Below are 17243 nucleotides of genomic sequence, written 5' to 3'. Positions count from 1 at the left end.
CTCCCCCTTTCGGGAGGGGTAACGGATCGTTCCCGGCAGGGCAGAGGGGGGGTGCCCTCCGCACACTGCCGTCACTTCTCCGATCAAAAAATCTTCGAGAACTGATCGATATTCTTCGCATCATAAACAAACGGATCGGCCATGGCCGCTTCGCTGTTTTCGCCAACCTTGATCTTGCCCATGCGGCCAGCCTCGATTTCCGAGCCCGGCTTGCCATCGGTTTCGCCCTTTACCAGGCGATAGGCGATCTGTGTGGCGGAATAACCGAGGTCGATCGGGTTCCAGATGGCGAATTCCTTGGTGGCGCCCGACTTGATGGCGCCGGCCATTTCAGACGGCAGGCCAAGGCCGGTCACATAGACCTGACCGATCTTGCCCGCATCCTTCACGGCCTGAGAGGCGGCGAGAACGCCGACCGTTGTCGGCGCGACGATGACCTTTACATTCGGCTGCGAGGAGAGCAGGCCCTGCGCTTCGCGATAGCTCTTGTCGGCAAGGTCGTCACCGTAAACGGTCGTGACGAGGTTGAGGCCGGGGAAATCCTTCAGCTGCTTTTTCATCTCGTCGATCCAGATATTCTGGTTCGTGGAGGTGGTGGTGGCCGAAAGAATGGCGAAATCGCCCTTGCCGCCTTCCAGATGCGATGCGGCGAGCTGCAGGCACATCTTGCCGATCAGCGCGTTGGACGAGGGGTTGAGCTGGAGAATGCGGCCTTCCGGCGCAACACCGGAATCCCATGAGATGACCTTGATGCCGCGCTGGGCCGCCTTTTTCAGCGCGGGAACCACGGCGTCCGGGTCATTGGCGGAAATGGCAATGGCGTCGACGCCCTGCGCGATCAGCGAATTGATGACTTCGATCTGGCCTTCCGCCGTGGTGCTGGTCGGGCCGGTATAGATGATCTCGACGCCGCCGAGGTCCTTTGCGGCCTCCTGCGCGCCCTTGTTGGCGGCTTCGAAAAAGCCATTGCCGAGCGATTTGACCACCAGTGCGATCTTCACATCGGCGGCCTGGGCAACGCCGCCCAGCCCTGCGACGGAGAGCGCCGCGCCAAGCGCCAGAGCGCTCGTCAATGTTCTGCGTGTAAGTTTCATGTCCCTTTTCCTCCCGTTTGAACCGTTTTCCTCCCTCCGGTGCTCCTCAGGCGACCGAAGAAGAATCCTCTTCATCCGGCGGGGCGGCTGTCTTGCCATCCCTCACCGCGCCGACGACCAGCAATTCGACGCCGGCATCTTCCACCATCCTCGCCGCCTCATCGGAAATCCCGTCATCGGTAATGATGGTCGAGACATTTTCGAGCGGGCATAAAATGAGGCTGGATCGCTTTCTGAATTTCGAAGAATCGACCATCACGATCAGCTCTTCCGCCTGCCGCATCAGCTTCTGCTCGCTCTGGATAACCAGCGCGTCGGATTCCATGATGCCGAGTGCGCCCACGCCCTGCGCACCGAGAAAAATACGCCGCGCATAAAAATTGCGGATCGCATCATTCTCGAAAGGCGAGAGGATAAGGCTCTGATCCCGATAGATCGCGCCGCCCGGAACGCTGACATTGCATTTGGAATGCTTGACCAGATGCTCGGCGATGGCGAAAGAATTGGTCATCACCTGCAGGCGGCGCGCCGCCATGTAATGCACCATCTGGAATGTCGTCGTGCCGCCATTCAGGATGATCGCGTCGCCATCGTTGCAGAGATCGACCGCCTTGCGCGCAATTGCGCGTTTCTTGTCGATATTGACCGATTCGGACACCCGGAACGGCCGGGCGGCCAGATTGCCGAGCTGCGGCGGATGCACCGCTTCGGCCCCGCCGCGCACGCGGCGCAATTTGCCCTGAACATGCAGAGACGCGATATCCCGGCGGATCGTCGCTTCCGACGCATCCGTCAGTTCGGCAATATCCTGCACCGTCACGACAGCTTTTTCCTGCGTGGCGCTCAAGATGATGCGATGGCGTTCGCGTTCGTGCATGGGGTCCTCCTGATTGTGATTATTCGCAATCTCTTTACGTTGTCAATCAAGAACGATCAAATTAATCAATATCGCGCTGCAACATGAAAATTTATGATCGTTTTTGATTGACATTATGCTTTTGGATGCGCGATATCTGCCATCAAAGGAGGCGGGCCGGTATCGGCTCCGCGAATGCAGACAGATATTGGGAGGAAGACATGACGGGAAAATCCCGCCTTCTCGAAAGCCGTTGGGACGATGCCTATGCCAGAACGCTCGATGAGCCGGGCAAGCTGCTTTATCGCTCCAATCTGCTCGGTGCCGACAAGCGCATCACCAATTATGGCGGCGGAAACACATCTGCAAAGGTGCTTGAGGCCGACCCGCTGACGGGCGAGAAGGTCCGCGTCATGTGGGTGAAGGGCTCCGGCGGCGATGTCGGCACCATCAAGCTCGATGGTTTTGCAACGCTTTATCTCGACAAGCTGGAAGCGCTGAAGGGCATTTACAAGGGCGTTGCGGATGAAGACCGCATGGTCGGCTTCCTGCCGCATTGCACCTTCAACCTCAATCCGCGCGCGGCTTCCATCGATACGCCACTGCACGGTTTCGTGCCCTATGATCATGTCGACCATATGCATCCGGACGCGATCATCGCCATCGCCGCCTCGAAGAATTCGAAAGAATTGACGCAGCAGATATTCGGTGACGATATCGGCTGGCTGCCCTGGCGTCGCCCCGGTTTCCAGCTCGGTCTCGATCTCGAAGCTTTCGTCAAGGCCAACCCGAAGGCCAAGGGCGTCGTGCTGGAAAGTCACGGCCTCTTCACCTGGGATAATGACGCCAAGACGTGTTACGAACTGACGCTCGCCATCATCAACAAGGCGATCGAATGGTTTGCAGCCAAGACCGAAGGCAAGACGATTTTTGGCGGCGCGGTGGCGAAGAGCCTGCCGCTTGCCGAACGCCGCGCCATTGCCGCCCGGTTGATGCCGGAAATCCGTGGCCGCATCGGCCGCGAGGAGCGCAAGCTTGGCCATTTCGACGATCAGGACGCGGTTCTCGAATTCGTCAACTCGAATGACCTGAAGCCGCTCGGCGCGCTCGGCACATCCTGCCCGGATCACTTCCTGCGGACGAAAATCCGCCCGCTGATCCTCGATCTCGATACGGCGAAGCCGGATGTGGACGCTCTGACGGCAAGTCTCGACAAGGCGCTTGAAGCTTACCGCGCCGATTATACCCGCTACTACGAGGCCTGCCGCCACGATAATTCACCTGATATACGCGACCCAAACCCGGTTATTTTCCTGATCCCCGGCGTCGGCATGTTGTCCTTCGCGAAGGACAAGGCCACCGCCCGCATTGCCGGCGAATTTTACGTCAACGCCATCAACGTCATGCGCGGTGCATCCACCGTGTCCGAATATCAGGGCCTTCCCGAACAGGAAGCCTTCGATATCGAATATTGGCTGCTGGAAGAGGCAAAGCTTCAGCGCATGCCGAAGCCGAAGAGCCTTGCTGGCCGGGTGGCTTTCGTCACCGGCGGTGCGGGCGGCATCGGCCGGGCGACGGCGGAACGGCTGGCGGGCGAGGGCGCCTGCGTGGTTCTGGCGGATATTGACGAGGCGGCGCTGGAAGCTGCCAAGGGCGATTTCGTCAAGCGTTACAGCGCTGACGCGGTGCGCAGCGTGAAGCTGGATGTGACGAAAGAGGATGCCGTCATTGCGGCCTTCGCGGAAGCAAGCGTGGAATTCGGCGGCGTGGATATCCTCGTTTCCAATGCCGGCATCGCTTCCTCCGCGCCGGTGGAAGACACGACGCTTGCCATGTGGAACAAGAATATCGACATTCTCGCCACCGGCTATTTCCTCGTTTCGCGGGAGGCTTTCCGGCTGCTGCGGCGTCAGAATCTCGGCGGCAACGTGGTGTTCGTCGCCTCGAAAAACGGTCTCGCTTCCTCGCCCAATGCCTCTGCCTATTGCACGGCGAAGGCTGCGGAAATTCATCTGGCCCGTTGCCTCGCGCTCGAAGGGGCGGAAGCGGGCATTCGCGTCAACACCGTCAATCCCGATGCCGTGCTGCGCGGTTCGAAAATCTGGAGCGGCGAGTGGCGCGAACAGCGCGCGGCCTCATCCAAGATCGAAGTAACCGATCTGGAGGAACATTACCGCAAGCGCTCCATGCTGAAGCTCAATGTCTTCCCGGAAGATATCGCCGAGGCGATCTACTTCCTGGCGTCCGACGCCTCCGCCAAGTCGACCGGCAACATCATCAATGTCGATGCCGGTAATGCGCAGAGTTTTACGCGGTAGGGTGTCGGTGGATACCGACATATAAAAAGACACGATGCTTTGAGAAGTGGCGAAAGCCCCACCTCCGTCATTCCGGCTCAAGGCCGGAATGACGGAGGTGGTGGTGTCGCGGGCCGAAGCACCTGTTGTGTTCATTATCCGGGAGGAAGAGATGACCGAGACGAAAATCGCCGCCGATGTGATCGCGGCGGAAAACGACAAGCGTGCTGCTGCGCTGAAGGACGATTATCAGGCGCTGGGCAACCAGCTTGCGCGCCGCAATGTCGATATCGAGGCCGTCACGGCCAAGGTCGCGGAATTCTTCGTTGCCGTACCGTCCTGGGGCGTTGGCACCGGCGGCACCCGCTTTGCCCGTTTTCCCGGCACGGGCGAGCCGCGCGGCATTTTCGACAAGCTGGATGATTGCGCCGTCATCAACCAGCTGACACGGGCGACGCCCAATGTTTCCCTCCATATTCCGTGGGACAAGGAAGACCCGAAGCGATTAAAAGCCCATGCCGAAGCGCTGGGCCTCGGCTTCGACGCCATGAACTCCAACACGTTTTCGGATACGCCGGGCCAGAGCCATTCCTACAAATACGGTTCGCTCAGCCACACGGATGCCGCCACGCGCCGACAGGCGGTCGAGCACAACATAGAGTGCATTGAGATCGGCAATGCCATCGGCTCAAAAGCTCTGACGGTGTGGGTGGGTGATGGTTCCAACTTTCCCGGCCAGAGCAATTTCACCAGAAGTTTCGAGCGCTATCTTGCCGCCATGGCCGATATCTACAAGGCGTTGCCGGATGACTGGCGCATCTTTTCCGAACACAAGATGTACGAGCCGGCCTTTTATTCCACGGTCGTGCAGGATTGGGGCACCAATTACCTCATCGCCAATACGCTCGGCGAAAAGGCCTTCTGCCTCGTCGATCTCGGCCACCATGCGCCGAACACCAATATCGAGATGATCGTCGCCCGGCTCATCCAGTTCGGCAAGCTCGGCGGTTTCCACTTCAACGACAGCAAATATGGCGATGACGATCTGGATGCCGGCTCAATCGAGCCATACCGTCTGTTCCTCGTCTTCAACGAGCTGGTGGACGCGGAATATCGCGGCGTGAAAGGCTTCCATCCCGCCCATATGATCGACCAGTCGCACAATGTGACGGACCCGATCGAAAGCCTGATCTCCAGCGCCAACGAAATCCGCCGCGCCTATGCGCAGGCGCTGCTGGTGGATCGCGCGGCTCTCGACGGCTACCAGCAGGACAATGATGCGCTGATGGCTTCCGATATGCTGAAGCGGGCCTATCGCACCGATGTCGAACCGATTCTTGCTCAGGCGCGGCAATTGGCGGGCGGCGCTATCGATCCGGTCGCGACTTATCGTGCGAGCGGCTATCGCAGCCATGTTGCGGCGAAGCGCCCGGCTTCGGTTGGCGGCAGCGGCGGGATTGTATAAGGGCGTTGTTTTTTGGGGACGTACCCCACACCCGTCACCCCGGACTTGATCCGGGGTCCAGTGCGATTAAGTCCTTGATCGCGTAAGAGTCTTTCACGGCGCAGACGCGCCGTGGCTGGATGCCGGATCGAGACCGGCATGACGGAAATAGTGTCACTTCCCCGAAGGCGATTGCCGTCGCACCTGAAACGTATGCTCCGGCCCGGGAAAGGCCCCCGAGCGAACTTCATCGGCATAGGCCGCCGCTGCTTCCGAGACCGTCGGGCCCAGATCGGCGAAACGCTTGACGAATTTCGGTTTGAAATCGGTGAAAAGGCCGAGCATGTCGTCGGAAACGAGCACCTGCCCATCGCAGGCCGGCGATGCGCCGATGCCAACGGTGGGTGCGGCGAGTTTTTCGGTCAGTTCGCGGGCGAGCGGCTCTACTGTGCCTTCCACGACGATGGCGAAGGCGCCGGCCTGATCGACCGCAATCGCGTCACGCCAGATTTTTTGCGTTTCCGCATCCGAATGTCCGAGCGAGCGGAAGCCGCCGGCGGTGTGCACCAGCTGCGGCATCAGGCCGACATGGCCGAACACCGGAATGCCGCGCGCCACCAGAAAGGCGATGGTCTCCGCCATTTCCTCGCCGCCTTCCAGCTTCACGCCGTCGCAGCCGGTTTCCTGCATCAATCGCACGGCATTGCGGAACGCCTGTTCCTTGGATTCCTGATAGGTGCCGAAGGGAAGATCGACGATGACGCAGGCATGTTCGACGCCACGCATGACGGCGCGGCCATGGGCGATCATCATATCCAGCGTGACGCCGACCGTCGTGTCCATGCCGTAAAGCACCATGCCGAGGGAATCGCCGACCAGGAGCAGATCGCAATGCGGATCGAGCAGGCGGGCAATCGGCGTGGTATAGGCGGTCAGGCAGACGATGCGCGCCTCGCCTTTCATCTGCCGGATGGAGGCCGTCGTCAGCCGCTTGTGTTTTCCATGGGCGCTCATTCGGCTGCCTCCCGTTGATTGATCCTGTCGCGCCCGATGACGCGGTTGTCGAGGAGCCTCGTGCTGCCGAGCCTGACGAACAGAGCCACCAGCACCGGTCCCGCCTGCAATGAAGCAACGGGGGCGAGCGTATCGGGATCGCGCACCGCAACGACTTCCGGTGAGGCCAGCGGCTCGGCGGCGATGAATTTTTCTATGGCCGCCTCGAATGCGGCGGGGTCGTCGAAGCCTTCACCATAAAGCCGTTCCGCCTCATCGAGTGCCTGCGGCACGATCACCGCGGCGGCGCGTTCCGCGTGGCTCAGATAGACGTTACGCGAGGAGCAGGCCAGCCCATCCGGCTCACGCACGGTGGCGACGGGAACGACCCTGACCGGCTGGGCAAGGTCCTCGACCATGCGGCGGATCAGCGTTACCTGCTGATAATCCTTTTCGCCGAAATAGGCGGCGTCGGGTTGGACGAGGTTAAAAAGCTTGGTCACGACCGTCGTAACACCTGCGAAATGCCCCGGACGCACCGCGCCTTCGAGCTCGCGGCCTAGTTCCGGCACATCCACGACGGTCTGCATCGGGCGCGGATACATTTCCGTCACCTCCGGCGCGAAAAGAATGTCGATACCTGCCTCCTCCAGAAGTGCGCTGTCGCGGGCGAGATCGCGGGGGTAACGGGCAAGATCTTCATTGGCCCCGAACTGCAGCGGATTGACGAAGATCGACACCACTGTCACGTCGTTTTCGGCCTTCGCTTTGGCAACGAGCGTCAAATGGCCGATATGGAGAAAGCCCATGGTCGGCACGAAGCCGACAGTCTTTCCATCGCGGCGAAATGTGGCGGTCAGGCCGCGCAATTCGGCGACGGTTTTTACAAGGCGCATGGGCTCTCCTCCGGCTCCCCGATCGCCGTCCGGCGAAAGGTGCTGGATAGAACTCGATTTGCCGAACGGGGTCAACGCGGCTTTGAGCATTATATCGATTAACACCTTGAGGGGCGGTTCAGGGCCCAGCAACCCAGATTGGCGGGCGCTTTTCAGCGAAGGCGTTCCTGCCTTCGCGCGCCTCTTCACCGGTGCTGATCGTGGCGATGACGCTTTCGGCAAAAGCGAGCCGGTCACCGCTCGGCTTGTCGCGCATCGCCAGTAATGCCGCCTTTCCAGCTGCGATTGCACCCGGCGCGTTTTGCCGCAAGCGGGCAAGAACCTCCTCTATCACGCCATCGAGTGCAGCGGATGGCGCAGTGCGGTTGACAAGGCCCATGCGCTCGGCTTCCGCGGCGATGAACGGCTGGCCGAGATAGGCCATTTCGTGAAGCCTTCCCGGTGGTATTCTGGTGAGAAGTTTCGCCGCCACCATTGCCGGGAAAAGCCCGACGCGCACTTCCGGTAGGCCGAACTCAGCATGATCTGCGGCATAGGCAAGGTCGCAGGCCGCGATGAGCCCGAGCCCACCGGCCAGAACCCGACCATTGATGCGGGCAATCACGATCTTGTCGCAGATTTCGATGGCGCGTATCACATCGGCGATGGGGTTCGTTCCGTCTCTGGAGAGGAACATGCCGCCCGCACTTTCCTTCAGGTCAGCACCGGAGCAGAAGCTGCGGTCTCCCGCAGCGGTTATCACCACGGCGCGAAGGTTGCCATCGCCGGAGGCCGCGCGGAGCGCATCCGTCAAGGCGTCCGTCATCGCGGCGTTCATGGCGTTGTGGACGTCAGGCCGGTTGAGCGTCAGCCACAGAACGTCTTTGCGCCTTTCGCTCAACAGTTCATCCGCCACGGGCATCACCCTCCGTATTTGCGGCAAGCAGCGCCTTGCCGGCCCGGGCCGCATTCGGCCTGTCGAGATGCCGGCTGATCCAGTCTCCGGTTTTCGCCACCGCCATCAGGTCGATACCGGTTTTAATCCCAAGCCCGTGCAGCAGGTAAACGACGTCTTCGGTGGCGACATTGCCGCTCGCCCCCGGTGCGAAGGGGCAGCCGCCCAGCCCGGCCACCGAACTGTCGAAGACGGAGATGCCTTCATCCAGCGAGGCCAGCACATTGGCGACGCCCTGCCCATAGGTATCGTGGAAATGCATGGCGAGTTTTTCACGCGGGGTGCGGGCGGATACCCGCTTGATGATATTGCGAATCTGGTCCGCCGTGCCGACGCCGATCGTATCGCCTAGCGAGATTTCGTAACAGCCGAGCGCGATGAGTGCTTCGGCCATCGCCGCCACGTCATCAGGTGCAACCGTACCGTCATAAGGGCAGCCGGCTATGCAGGAGACGTAACCGCGCATGAGGATATTCCGGCCAGCCGCAACTGATGCGACATCGCGCAGGCGCTCGAGGCTTTCGGCGCGCGAGCAGCCGATATTGTGCTGGCTGAAACCTTCGGATGCGGAGACGAAAACGGCGATTTCCGTCACGCCGGCTTCAAGGGCGGCCTCGAAACCTTTCATATTGGGAACGAGCGCCGGATAGGCGGTGCCGGGTCGCCGTTCGAGGCCCTGGAACACCTCTTTCGAACCCGCCATTTGTGGCACTTTTTTGGGTGAGACGAAAGCACCCGCTTCCACCGCCGCCAATCCGGCTGCGGCCAGCCGTTCGATCAGCTCGATCTTGATGGCGGCTGGAACCTCGGCGCTTTCGTTCTGCAAGCCGTCACGCGCGCCCACTTCGACGATTTTGGCGGTTCGGGGCCAATTCATCTCAGCCGCCCTCCGGCTCGAAATCCACCAACACCGCACCGGCCGCGACCATATCGCCCTCAATGCAATTTATGGCCGTAACGGTGCCTTTCGTCGGCGCGCGGATCGTGTGCTCCATTTTCATCGCCTCCATCACCACAAGCGCTTCGCCGGCTTCCACCGCAGCACCGCTTCTGCTCAGCAGGGCGCGGATGACGCCGGGCATGGGGGCTTCCAGACCGCCGGTATGGGTAGCGGAATCCGCACTATCGACGGGGTCTGGCTGGCTGATGCGATAATGCTCACCATCCAAAAAAAGCGCGTAACGGCCATCCTCTGCAAAGAAATGGCCCTGCCTTTTCCTGCCTGCCACGGTTGCTCGGAATTTGCCATCATCCGAGAGGCCGCCATGGGCGCTGATCGCCCGTCCGTCGATCTCCAGCGAAAAACCGTCCGCCTCATGCGTGACGCCGACGCTAAACGGCTGGTTGCCAAACACAAAATACAGCGTTTCCCTTGCCGGCGCGTTGAGGCGGAAGGCGGCCGTCGTGTTCCAAGGGCTATGGGGATCGGCCTGTGAACCCGGCTTTCCGTTTTTCTGCCGCGCAAGCAGCAGGCCAAGCGCGGCCATGGCTACCTCGTTCCCGTCCGTTGCTGCCGGAGCAAACAGTGCCGCTTCGTTACGGGCGATGAAACCGGTGTCGAGATCGGCGTTCGCGAAGGCCGCCAGTCCCGCAAGCCGCGTCAGAAAGGCGGCATTGCTGGTGACGCCGCAGATCGCCAGATTTTCGAGCGCCAACCGCAGACGCCGCACCGCCGAGGGGCGATCACGGTCCCAGACGATCAGCTTGGCGATCATCGGATCGTAATGCACGGTGATGGCGTCGCCGGCGCGGATGCCGCTGTCGATCCTGACGTGAGGGCCCTGATCGGGAAAAACGAGATGGCTGACCTTGCCGGTCGACGGCAGGAAATCATGCGCCGGGTCTTCGGCATAAATCCGCGCCTCGATGGCGTGGCCGTTTATGCTGAGACCGGCCCAGTCTTCCGGCAGGGCCTCTCCATTGGCGGCGCGGATCTGCCATTCGACGAGATCGAGACCGGTAATATATTCCGTCACCGGATGTTCGACCTGAAGCCTCGTATTCATTTCCATGAAATAGAAGTCGCCAGAAGGGTCGAGCAGGAATTCTACGGTTCCCGCGCCGCGATAATCGATGGCGCGGGAGGCGGCGACCGCCGCTTCATACATGTGCTGCCGAAGTGCATCGGGCAGGCCGGGGGCAGGGGCTTCCTCTATGACCTTCTGGTGCCGGCGCTGGATCGAGCAGTCGCGCTCGAAAAGCGAAACACAATTGCCCTGGCCATCGGCAAAAACCTGCACTTCCACATGGCGTGGCCGTTCCAGATATTTTTCGATCAGAATGCGGTCGTCGCCGAAAGCGGCAAGCGCTTCGCGTTTTGCGCCGGCAAGCTCCGCTGCGAAGTCGCGCTTTTGCCGGACGATACGCATGCCCTTGCCGCCGCCGCCGGCTGAGGCCTTGAGCAGTACCGGATAACCGATCTTGTTCGCCTCGCTTGCCAGTCGTTTTTCCGATTGTTCGTCACCGTGATAGCCGGGAACGATCGGAACGCCGGCCTTTGCCATCAGCGCCTTCGCCTCGCTTTTCCCTCCCATGGCGCGGATTGCCGCTGCCGGAGGGCCAATGAAAACGAGCCCGGCGGCGGCGCAGGCTTCGGCGAAGCCGGCATTTTCCGAAAGGAAACCGTAACCCGGATGAATGGCTTGCACGCCGGAGGCTTTTGCAGCGGCGATGATTGTTTCGCCGTCGAGATAGGAAGCTCGCGCAGGGGCGGGGCCGATGGCGACGGCCTCATCTGCCAGCGCCACATGCATGGCGTCGCGGTCGGCATCGGAATAGACCGCGACGGTGCGGATACCCATCTTGGCGGCGGTGCGGATGATGCGGCAGGCGATTTCGCCCCTGTTGGCGATCAGTATTTTCGAGAACATTGTCGCCTCACATCCTGAATATGCCGAAACGGGTGGGTTCAATCGGCGCATTGAGCGCGGCGGAGAGACCAAGGCCAAGTACGAGGCGTGTATCCTTCGGGTCTATGATACCATCGTCCCAAAGTCTGGCGCTGGCATAATAGGGATGTCCCTCCCGCTCGTATTTTTCCCGGATCGGCTGTTTGAACGCCTCTTCGCCTTCCTTCGACCAATGCCGGCCATCGGCCTCGATGCCGTCTCGGCGGATTTGCGCCAGAACGGAGGCCGCCTGTTCACCGCCCATCACGGAAATGCGGGCATTTGGCCACATCCACAAAAAGCGCGGTGAATAGGCGCGGCCGCACATGCCATAATTGCCGGCCCCGAAGGAGCCGCCGATGATGACGGTGAATTTCGGCACTTTAGCCGATGCGACGGCGGTAACGAGCTTGGCGCCATCCTTGGCGATGCCACCTGCCTCATAGGCCTTGCCGACCATGAAGCCGGTGATGTTTTGCAGGAAAACCAGGGGAATGCCGCGCTGGCAGCAGAGTTCGATGAAATGTGCGCCTTTGAGTGCTGATTCCGAGAAAAGAATGCCGTTATTGGCGACGATGCCAACCGGATAACCGTGGATGTGGGCAAAACCGCAGACCAGCGTGGTGCCGTAAAGCGCCTTGAACTCATCGAATTCGGAACCGTCCACCAGACGCGCGATGATCTCCCGCACCTCGAAGGGTTTTCGCGTATCGGCAGGTACGACACCGTAAAGTTCATCTGCCGGATAAAGCGGCTCCGTCGGCTCGCGAATATCCAGTTCCACCTGTTTGCGGCGGTTGAGGATGGAAACGATCCGCCGGGTCAGCGCCAGCGCGTGGCGGTCGTTATTGGCGTAATGATCGGTGACGCCGGATTGGCGGGAATGCACATCCGCGCCGCCCAGCTCTTCCGCACTCACCACCTCGCCGGTCGCGGCCTTCACCAGCGGCGGGCCGCCGAGGAAGATCGTGCCCTGATTTTTGACGATCACCGACTGGTCGCTCATGGCAGGCACATAAGCCCCGCCCGCCGTGCAACTGCCCATCACCACGGCGATCTGCGCGATTCCTTCCGCCGACATGTTGGCCTGATTATAGAAGATGCGGCCGAAATGATCGCGGTCGGGAAACACCTCGTCCTGGTTGGGCAGGTTCGCGCCGCCGGAATCCACCAGATAGATGCAGGGCAGCCGGTTCTCCGTGGCGATCTCCTGCGCGCGCAGATGTTTCTTCACCGTCAGCGGATAATAGGTGCCGCCTTTCACCGTCGCATCGTTGGCGACGATCACACATTCGCGGCCAGAGACCCGGCCGATGCCTGTGACGATGCCGGCGGCGGGGACGGGTTCGTCATAGATCTCATAGGCTGCAAATTGCGAGAATTCCAGGAATGGACTGCCGGGATCGAGAAGGGCTTCGATCCGGTCGCGCGCCAACAATTTGCCGCGGGAAAGATGCCGTTCGCGGGCCTTGTCGCCGCCGCCTCTGGAGATTTTTTCGACGTGCTGCCGCAGGTCATCCACCAGACCCGACATGAATTCCACATTGGCGGCAAAGGTAGGATCGCGGCTCAGACTGGATGTAAGCTTCATCGCGTGTCCTCACCCGTTGCCCTTGACCAGTTCGCGGCCGATCAGCATCCGTCGGATTTCGCTAGTGCCTGCACCGATCTCATAAAGCTTGGCGTCGCGCAGCAGCCGTCCGGCCGGGCTTTCATTGACATAACCGGAGCCGCCGAGAAGCTGGATGGCATCCAGCGCCACCTGCGTCGCCCGTTCGGCGGCGAACAGGATTGCGCCCGCCGCATCTTGCCTCGTGATGCGGCCGTTGTCACAGGCGCGGGCAACGGCATAGACATAGGCGCGCGATGCATTCATGGCCGAATAGATATCGGCGAGTTTGCCCTGCACCAGCTGGAATTCACCGATCGGCTTGCCGAATTGCTTGCGCTCGCGGGCATAGGGCAGCACCAGATCGATAGCCGCCTGCATGATGCCGACCGGGCCGGCGGCCAGCACGGCGCGCTCGTAATCCAGTCCGCTCATCAGCACCGTCACGCCGTCATTCAAGCCGCCGAGAATGTTTTCTACCGGCACCTCGCAATCCGTAAATACCAGTTCCGAGGTGGGCGAGCCGCGCATGCCGAGCTTGTCGAGTTTCTGGGCCGGGCGAAACCCCTTGAAGCCTTTTTCGATCAGGAAGGCGGTGATGCCGCGTGGGCCGGCGGACATATCCGTCTTGGCGTAGACCACCAGCGTATCGGCTTCGTGGCCATTGGTAATCCACATCTTCGCGCCGTTCAGCACGTAGCGGTCGCCTCTGCGCTCCGCCTTCAGCCGCATCGACACGACATCCGAACCGGCTTCCGTCTCGCTCATGGCGAGCGAGCCGACATGTTCACCGGAGACGAGTTTCGGCAGATATCTGTGCTTCTGCTCTTGCGTTCCCCAGCGGTGGATCTGGTTGATGCAGAGGTTGGAATGGGCGCCATAGGAAAGACCGATGGAAGCGGAAGCCCGGCTTATCTCCTCCATCGCGACGCAATGGGCGAGATAACCCATGTCGGCACCGCCGAATTCTTCCGAGACCGTGATGCCGTGCAGACCGAGCTCACCCATTTCCGGCCAGAGCTTGCGTGGAAAACGGTCGTCCCTGTCGATCTCTGCCGCCAGCGGAGCGATTTTATCATCTGCGAATGCACTTGCGCTGTCGCGCAATGCTGCGATTTCCGGGCCGAGATCGGCATCGAAAATGGCGGCGAGGTTCAAACTCATCGCGTCTCCTCCTCCGGACGGTAGACCGTCCCTCTTTTCAGCAGTCGGCGCCTCCTCCGCGCCGGCAGCTCTTACTTACGGCGCGTCACCCCCGGTGAAGGCGGCGGAACGGCGCACGAATGTCTTGATGGCGAAATTGGACTGGATGCGCGACACGCCGGGAACCGTGGTCAGGAAATCCAGTAGCTCCTGATAATGCGGCAAATCCCGCACCATAGCGTGGATCAGGTAATCGGAACTGCCGCTGGTCTGGTAACCGCCCACCACTTCGGGAATGGAAGCGACATGGTGCTCGAAGGTCGTCAGCGCTTCCTTGATCTGCCGTTCCAGCGTGACGGAGATGAAGACGCCCATATTGCCGAGCAGCCGGTTCTCATCGAACACGGCGGTATAGCCACGAATGATGCCTTCCTCTTCCAGCTTGCGCACGCGCCGCAGCGTCGGCGTGAAAGAGAGACCTATCCGCGCTGCCAGATCGCGCCAGCTCACCCGCCCGTCATCGCCGAGCACATGCAGAATCTTCCGGTCGAAACTGTCGAGCTCAATCATGGATCATTTGCTCTATGATATGACTAATTGTTGGATCAAAGATATCGTCAATCAAAAAACTGTCAATCAAAATAGCTTTGAAATGAATTCGAGTTGGTGATAGCGTTCATGTCAGTCGAGGTCTGGAGGAGATCACGACGATGGTTGTTTTCTCAAGCGGGAGAATGGCCAAGGGAGGTGAATTTGGCTGTGCATGACCCTGTCGTGATCGTAGGGGCCGCCCGTACTGCTATGGGTGGGTTCCAGGGCGAATTCAAATCGGTGGCCGCGCCTGACCTAGGGGCGGCGGCGATCCGCGCGGCCGTCGAACGGGCCGCTGTTCCGTTTTCTGATATTGACGATGTGCTGATGGGCTGTGTGCTTACGGCCGGACAGGGGCAGGCCCCTGCCCGACAGGCGGCCATTGCCGCCGGCATTCCCAACTCGGTTGGTGCGACGACCATCAACAAGATGTGCGGCTCTGGCATGAAGGCAATCATGCTGGGCCATGACCAGATTGCGGCGGGAAGCTCTTCCATCGTGCTGGCGGGCGGCATGGAAAGCATGAGCAATGCGCCCTATCTCTTGGACCGCGCGCGAAACGGCTATCGTCTCGGCCACGGCAAACTCACTGACCACATGTTTCTGGATGGCTTGGAGGACGCCTATGACAAGGGCCGGCTGATGGGCACTTTCGCGGAAGATTGCGCCGAAGCTTACCAGTTCACCCGTGCGATGCAGGATGACTATGCGCTTACCTCGCTGGAGCGCGCCCGGCGTGCCATCGCCGAGGGGGCTTTCGAAGCGGAGATCGCGCCTGTCGGCGATGTCGCCGTGGACGAGCAGCCGGGCAAGGCAAGGCCGGAGAAAATCCCGCAGCTGAAGCCCGCTTTTCGCGATGGCGGAACGGTGACGGCGGCCAATTCCAGTTCTATCTCCGATGGTGCGGCCGCTCTTGTTCTCATGCGTCGCTCCGAAGCGGAAAGGCGGGGCCTTTCACCACTGGCGACCATTATCGGTCAGGCCTCCCATGCGGATGCACCCGCCGGATATCCAACGGCTCCCATCGGCGCGATGAAAAAGCTGTTCGAAAAAACCGGCTGGGCGGCGAAGGATGTCGATCTCTTCGAAATCAACGAGGCCTTTGCCGTGGTGGCCATGGCGGCGATGCGCGATCTCGATCTGCCGCATGACAAGGTGAATGTGCATGGCGGGGCGTGTGCGCTCGGCCATCCGATTGGCACTTCCGGCGCGAGGATCGTCGTCACCTTGTTGGCCGCTTTGCAGCGTCACGGGCTGAAACGCGGCGTGGCTGCCGTCTGCATCGGCGGCGGTGAAGCAACCGCGCTCGGCATAGAGCGACATTAAGGGAGGCGGCGATGATCCTGAATGACGCCCAGCAGCAGATCAGGGACATGGCACGCGATTTCGCCCGCGAGCGGCTCGCCCCCGGTGCCAGCGCGCGCGACCGGGAAAGCCGTTTCCCGAAAGACGAGCTGAAAGAAATGGGTGCGCTTGGCTTCCTCGGGATGCTTGTCTCCGAGGACTATGGCGGGTCGGAAACCGGCGCCGTGGCCTATGCTTTGGCGCTGGAGGAAATCGCTGCCGGTGACGGGGCCTGTTCCACCATCATGAGCGTTCACAATTCGGTCGGCTGCGTGCCGATCCTCAAATTCGGGACCGAAGACCAGAAACAACGTTTTCTGCCGAAACTGGCTTCCGGCGAGTGGATCGGCGGCTTTGCCTTGACCGAACCGCAGGCCGGTTCCGATGCGTCCAACCTCAAGACCCGCGCCCGGCGCGATGGCGACCGGTATATTCTGGATGGCGCGAAACAGTTCATCACCTCGGGCAAAAATGGCGATGTCGTCATCGTTTTTGCCGTCACCGATGCGGCGGCGGGCAAGAAAGGCATCACGGCCTTCATCGTGCCGACCGATACGCCGGGTTACGAGGTGATCAGAGTCGAGGAAAAACTCGGGCTGCACTCTTCGGATACCTGCCAGATTGCCTTTGCCGACATGGCGGTCTCGGCAGAAATGCGGCTGGGCGAAGAGGGGCAGGGGTATCGCATCGCGCTCGCCAATCTGGAAGGCGGCCGCATCGGCATTGCCGCGCAGGCCGTCGGCATGGCGCAGGCGGCTTTCGAGGCGGCGCGGGATTATGCCCGGGAGCGCAAGGCCTTCGGACAGGCAATCATCGAGCATCAGGCGGTGGCGTTTCGCCTCGCGGACATGGCGGCGCGCATTGAGGCGGCGCGGCAGCTGGTGCTGCATGCGGCGGCGCTGAAGGAAGCGGGTGAGCCCTGTCTTTCTGAAGCCTCGATGGCAAAACTCTTCGCGTCCGAAATGGCCGAGCGCGTCTGCTCGGACGCCATCCAGATTCACGGCGGTTACGGTTACATGGCGGATTATCCGGTGGAGCGGATCTATCGCGATGTGCGCATCTGCCAGATTTACGAGGGAACCAGCGATGTCCAGCGCATGGTCATCGCGCGAAACCTCTGAACATTGTTTCGTCATCTGGAGGAGATGGCGATG

General features: G+C 60.9%; 14 protein-coding genes. 4 read left to right on the top strand and 10 right to left on the bottom strand.

What is annotated here, in order from left to right; genetic code table 11:
- Positions 1-83: 83 nt before the first annotated feature.
- Positions 84-1094: a rhamnose ABC transporter substrate-binding protein gene (gene rhaS, locus AGR13A_RS16970; protein ID WP_059753546.1), complete on the bottom strand. Its 1011-nt coding sequence runs from the start codon at positions 1092-1094 to the stop codon at positions 84-86.
- Between the two features lie 46 nt (positions 1095-1140).
- Positions 1141-1971, bottom strand: a complete 831-nt coding sequence (locus AGR13A_RS16965; protein WP_003522575.1) for a DeoR/GlpR family DNA-binding transcription regulator — start codon at positions 1969-1971, stop codon at positions 1141-1143.
- A gap of 200 nt (positions 1972-2171) precedes the next feature.
- On the opposite strand from AGR13A_RS16965, the gene AGR13A_RS16960 reads away from it, so the two are divergent.
- Together AGR13A_RS16960 and rhaI are read left to right on the top strand one after the other, a co-directional pair.
- On the top strand, positions 2172-4268 hold the full coding sequence (locus AGR13A_RS16960; protein ID WP_080837832.1) for a bifunctional rhamnulose-1-phosphate aldolase/short-chain dehydrogenase: 2097 nt from the start codon (positions 2172-2174) through the stop codon (positions 4266-4268).
- Positions 4269-4419: 151 nt separating this feature from the next.
- Positions 4420-5712, top strand: coding sequence for an L-rhamnose catabolism isomerase (gene rhaI / locus AGR13A_RS16955; RefSeq protein WP_080840262.1), 1293 nt, complete (start codon positions 4420-4422; stop codon positions 5710-5712).
- A 153-nt stretch (positions 5713-5865) separates the two neighbouring features.
- On the opposite strand, the gene panB is transcribed toward rhaI, so the two are convergent.
- The 8 genes from panB to AGR13A_RS16915 all read right to left on the bottom strand — a co-directional run bounded on the left by panB (position 5866) and on the right by AGR13A_RS16915 (position 14724).
- Positions 5866-6705 carry a 3-methyl-2-oxobutanoate hydroxymethyltransferase gene (gene panB / locus AGR13A_RS16950; protein WP_065657128.1) on the bottom strand — a complete coding sequence of 280 codons (840 nt, stop codon included), beginning with the start codon at positions 6703-6705 and terminating at the stop codon, positions 5866-5868.
- Positions 6702-7580 (bottom strand): pantoate--beta-alanine ligase, encoded by an 879-nt coding sequence (gene panC, locus AGR13A_RS16945; RefSeq protein WP_080837829.1) that lies wholly within the window; start codon positions 7578-7580, stop codon positions 6702-6704. Before panC ends, panB begins: the two co-directional genes overlap by 4 nt.
- Before the next feature lie 118 nt (positions 7581-7698).
- Positions 7699-8475 (bottom strand): enoyl-CoA hydratase-related protein, encoded by a 777-nt coding sequence (locus AGR13A_RS16940; protein ID WP_080840260.1) that lies wholly within the window; start codon positions 8473-8475, stop codon positions 7699-7701.
- Positions 8465-9391 (bottom strand): hydroxymethylglutaryl-CoA lyase, encoded by a 927-nt coding sequence (locus AGR13A_RS16935; RefSeq protein WP_080837826.1) that lies wholly within the window; start codon positions 9389-9391, stop codon positions 8465-8467. Before AGR13A_RS16935 ends, AGR13A_RS16940 begins: the two co-directional genes overlap by 11 nt.
- A 1-nt stretch (position 9392) precedes the next feature.
- The gene (locus tag AGR13A_RS16930; RefSeq protein ID WP_080837823.1) at positions 9393-11384 is read right to left on the bottom strand and encodes an acetyl/propionyl/methylcrotonyl-CoA carboxylase subunit alpha; all 1992 of its coding nucleotides are present in this window, start codon (positions 11382-11384) and stop codon (positions 9393-9395) included.
- Between the two features lie 7 nt (positions 11385-11391).
- A complete protein-coding gene (locus AGR13A_RS16925) occupies positions 11392-12993 on the bottom strand; it encodes a carboxyl transferase domain-containing protein (RefSeq protein ID WP_080837821.1) in 1602 nt (533 codons plus the stop codon).
- A 9-nt stretch (positions 12994-13002) separates the two neighbouring features.
- Positions 13003-14175: an isovaleryl-CoA dehydrogenase gene (locus AGR13A_RS16920; RefSeq protein ID WP_080837817.1), complete on the bottom strand. Its 1173-nt coding sequence runs from the start codon at positions 14173-14175 to the stop codon at positions 13003-13005.
- A 75-nt stretch (positions 14176-14250) separates the two neighbouring features.
- A complete protein-coding gene (locus AGR13A_RS16915) occupies positions 14251-14724 on the bottom strand; it encodes an Lrp/AsnC family transcriptional regulator (protein ID WP_035221263.1) in 474 nt (157 codons plus the stop codon).
- A 183-nt stretch (positions 14725-14907) separates the two neighbouring features.
- Between AGR13A_RS16915 and AGR13A_RS16910 the strand changes: the two genes are divergently transcribed.
- Complete coding sequence (locus AGR13A_RS16910; protein ID WP_167377576.1) at positions 14908-16071, top strand: acetyl-CoA C-acyltransferase; 1164 nt, start codon at positions 14908-14910, stop codon at positions 16069-16071.
- Between the two features lie 11 nt (positions 16072-16082).
- Positions 16083-17210, top strand: coding sequence for an acyl-CoA dehydrogenase family protein (locus AGR13A_RS16905; RefSeq protein WP_080837811.1), 1128 nt, complete (start codon positions 16083-16085; stop codon positions 17208-17210).
- Positions 17211-17243 lie beyond the last annotated feature (33 nt).

It is taken from the genome of Agrobacterium genomosp. 13 str. CFBP 6927 (genome assembly GCA_900012615.1).
In the GTDB taxonomy this organism is placed as follows: Bacteria; Pseudomonadota; Alphaproteobacteria; order Rhizobiales; family Rhizobiaceae; genus Agrobacterium.
This window is presented reverse-complemented; position numbering and strand designations above follow the sequence as displayed.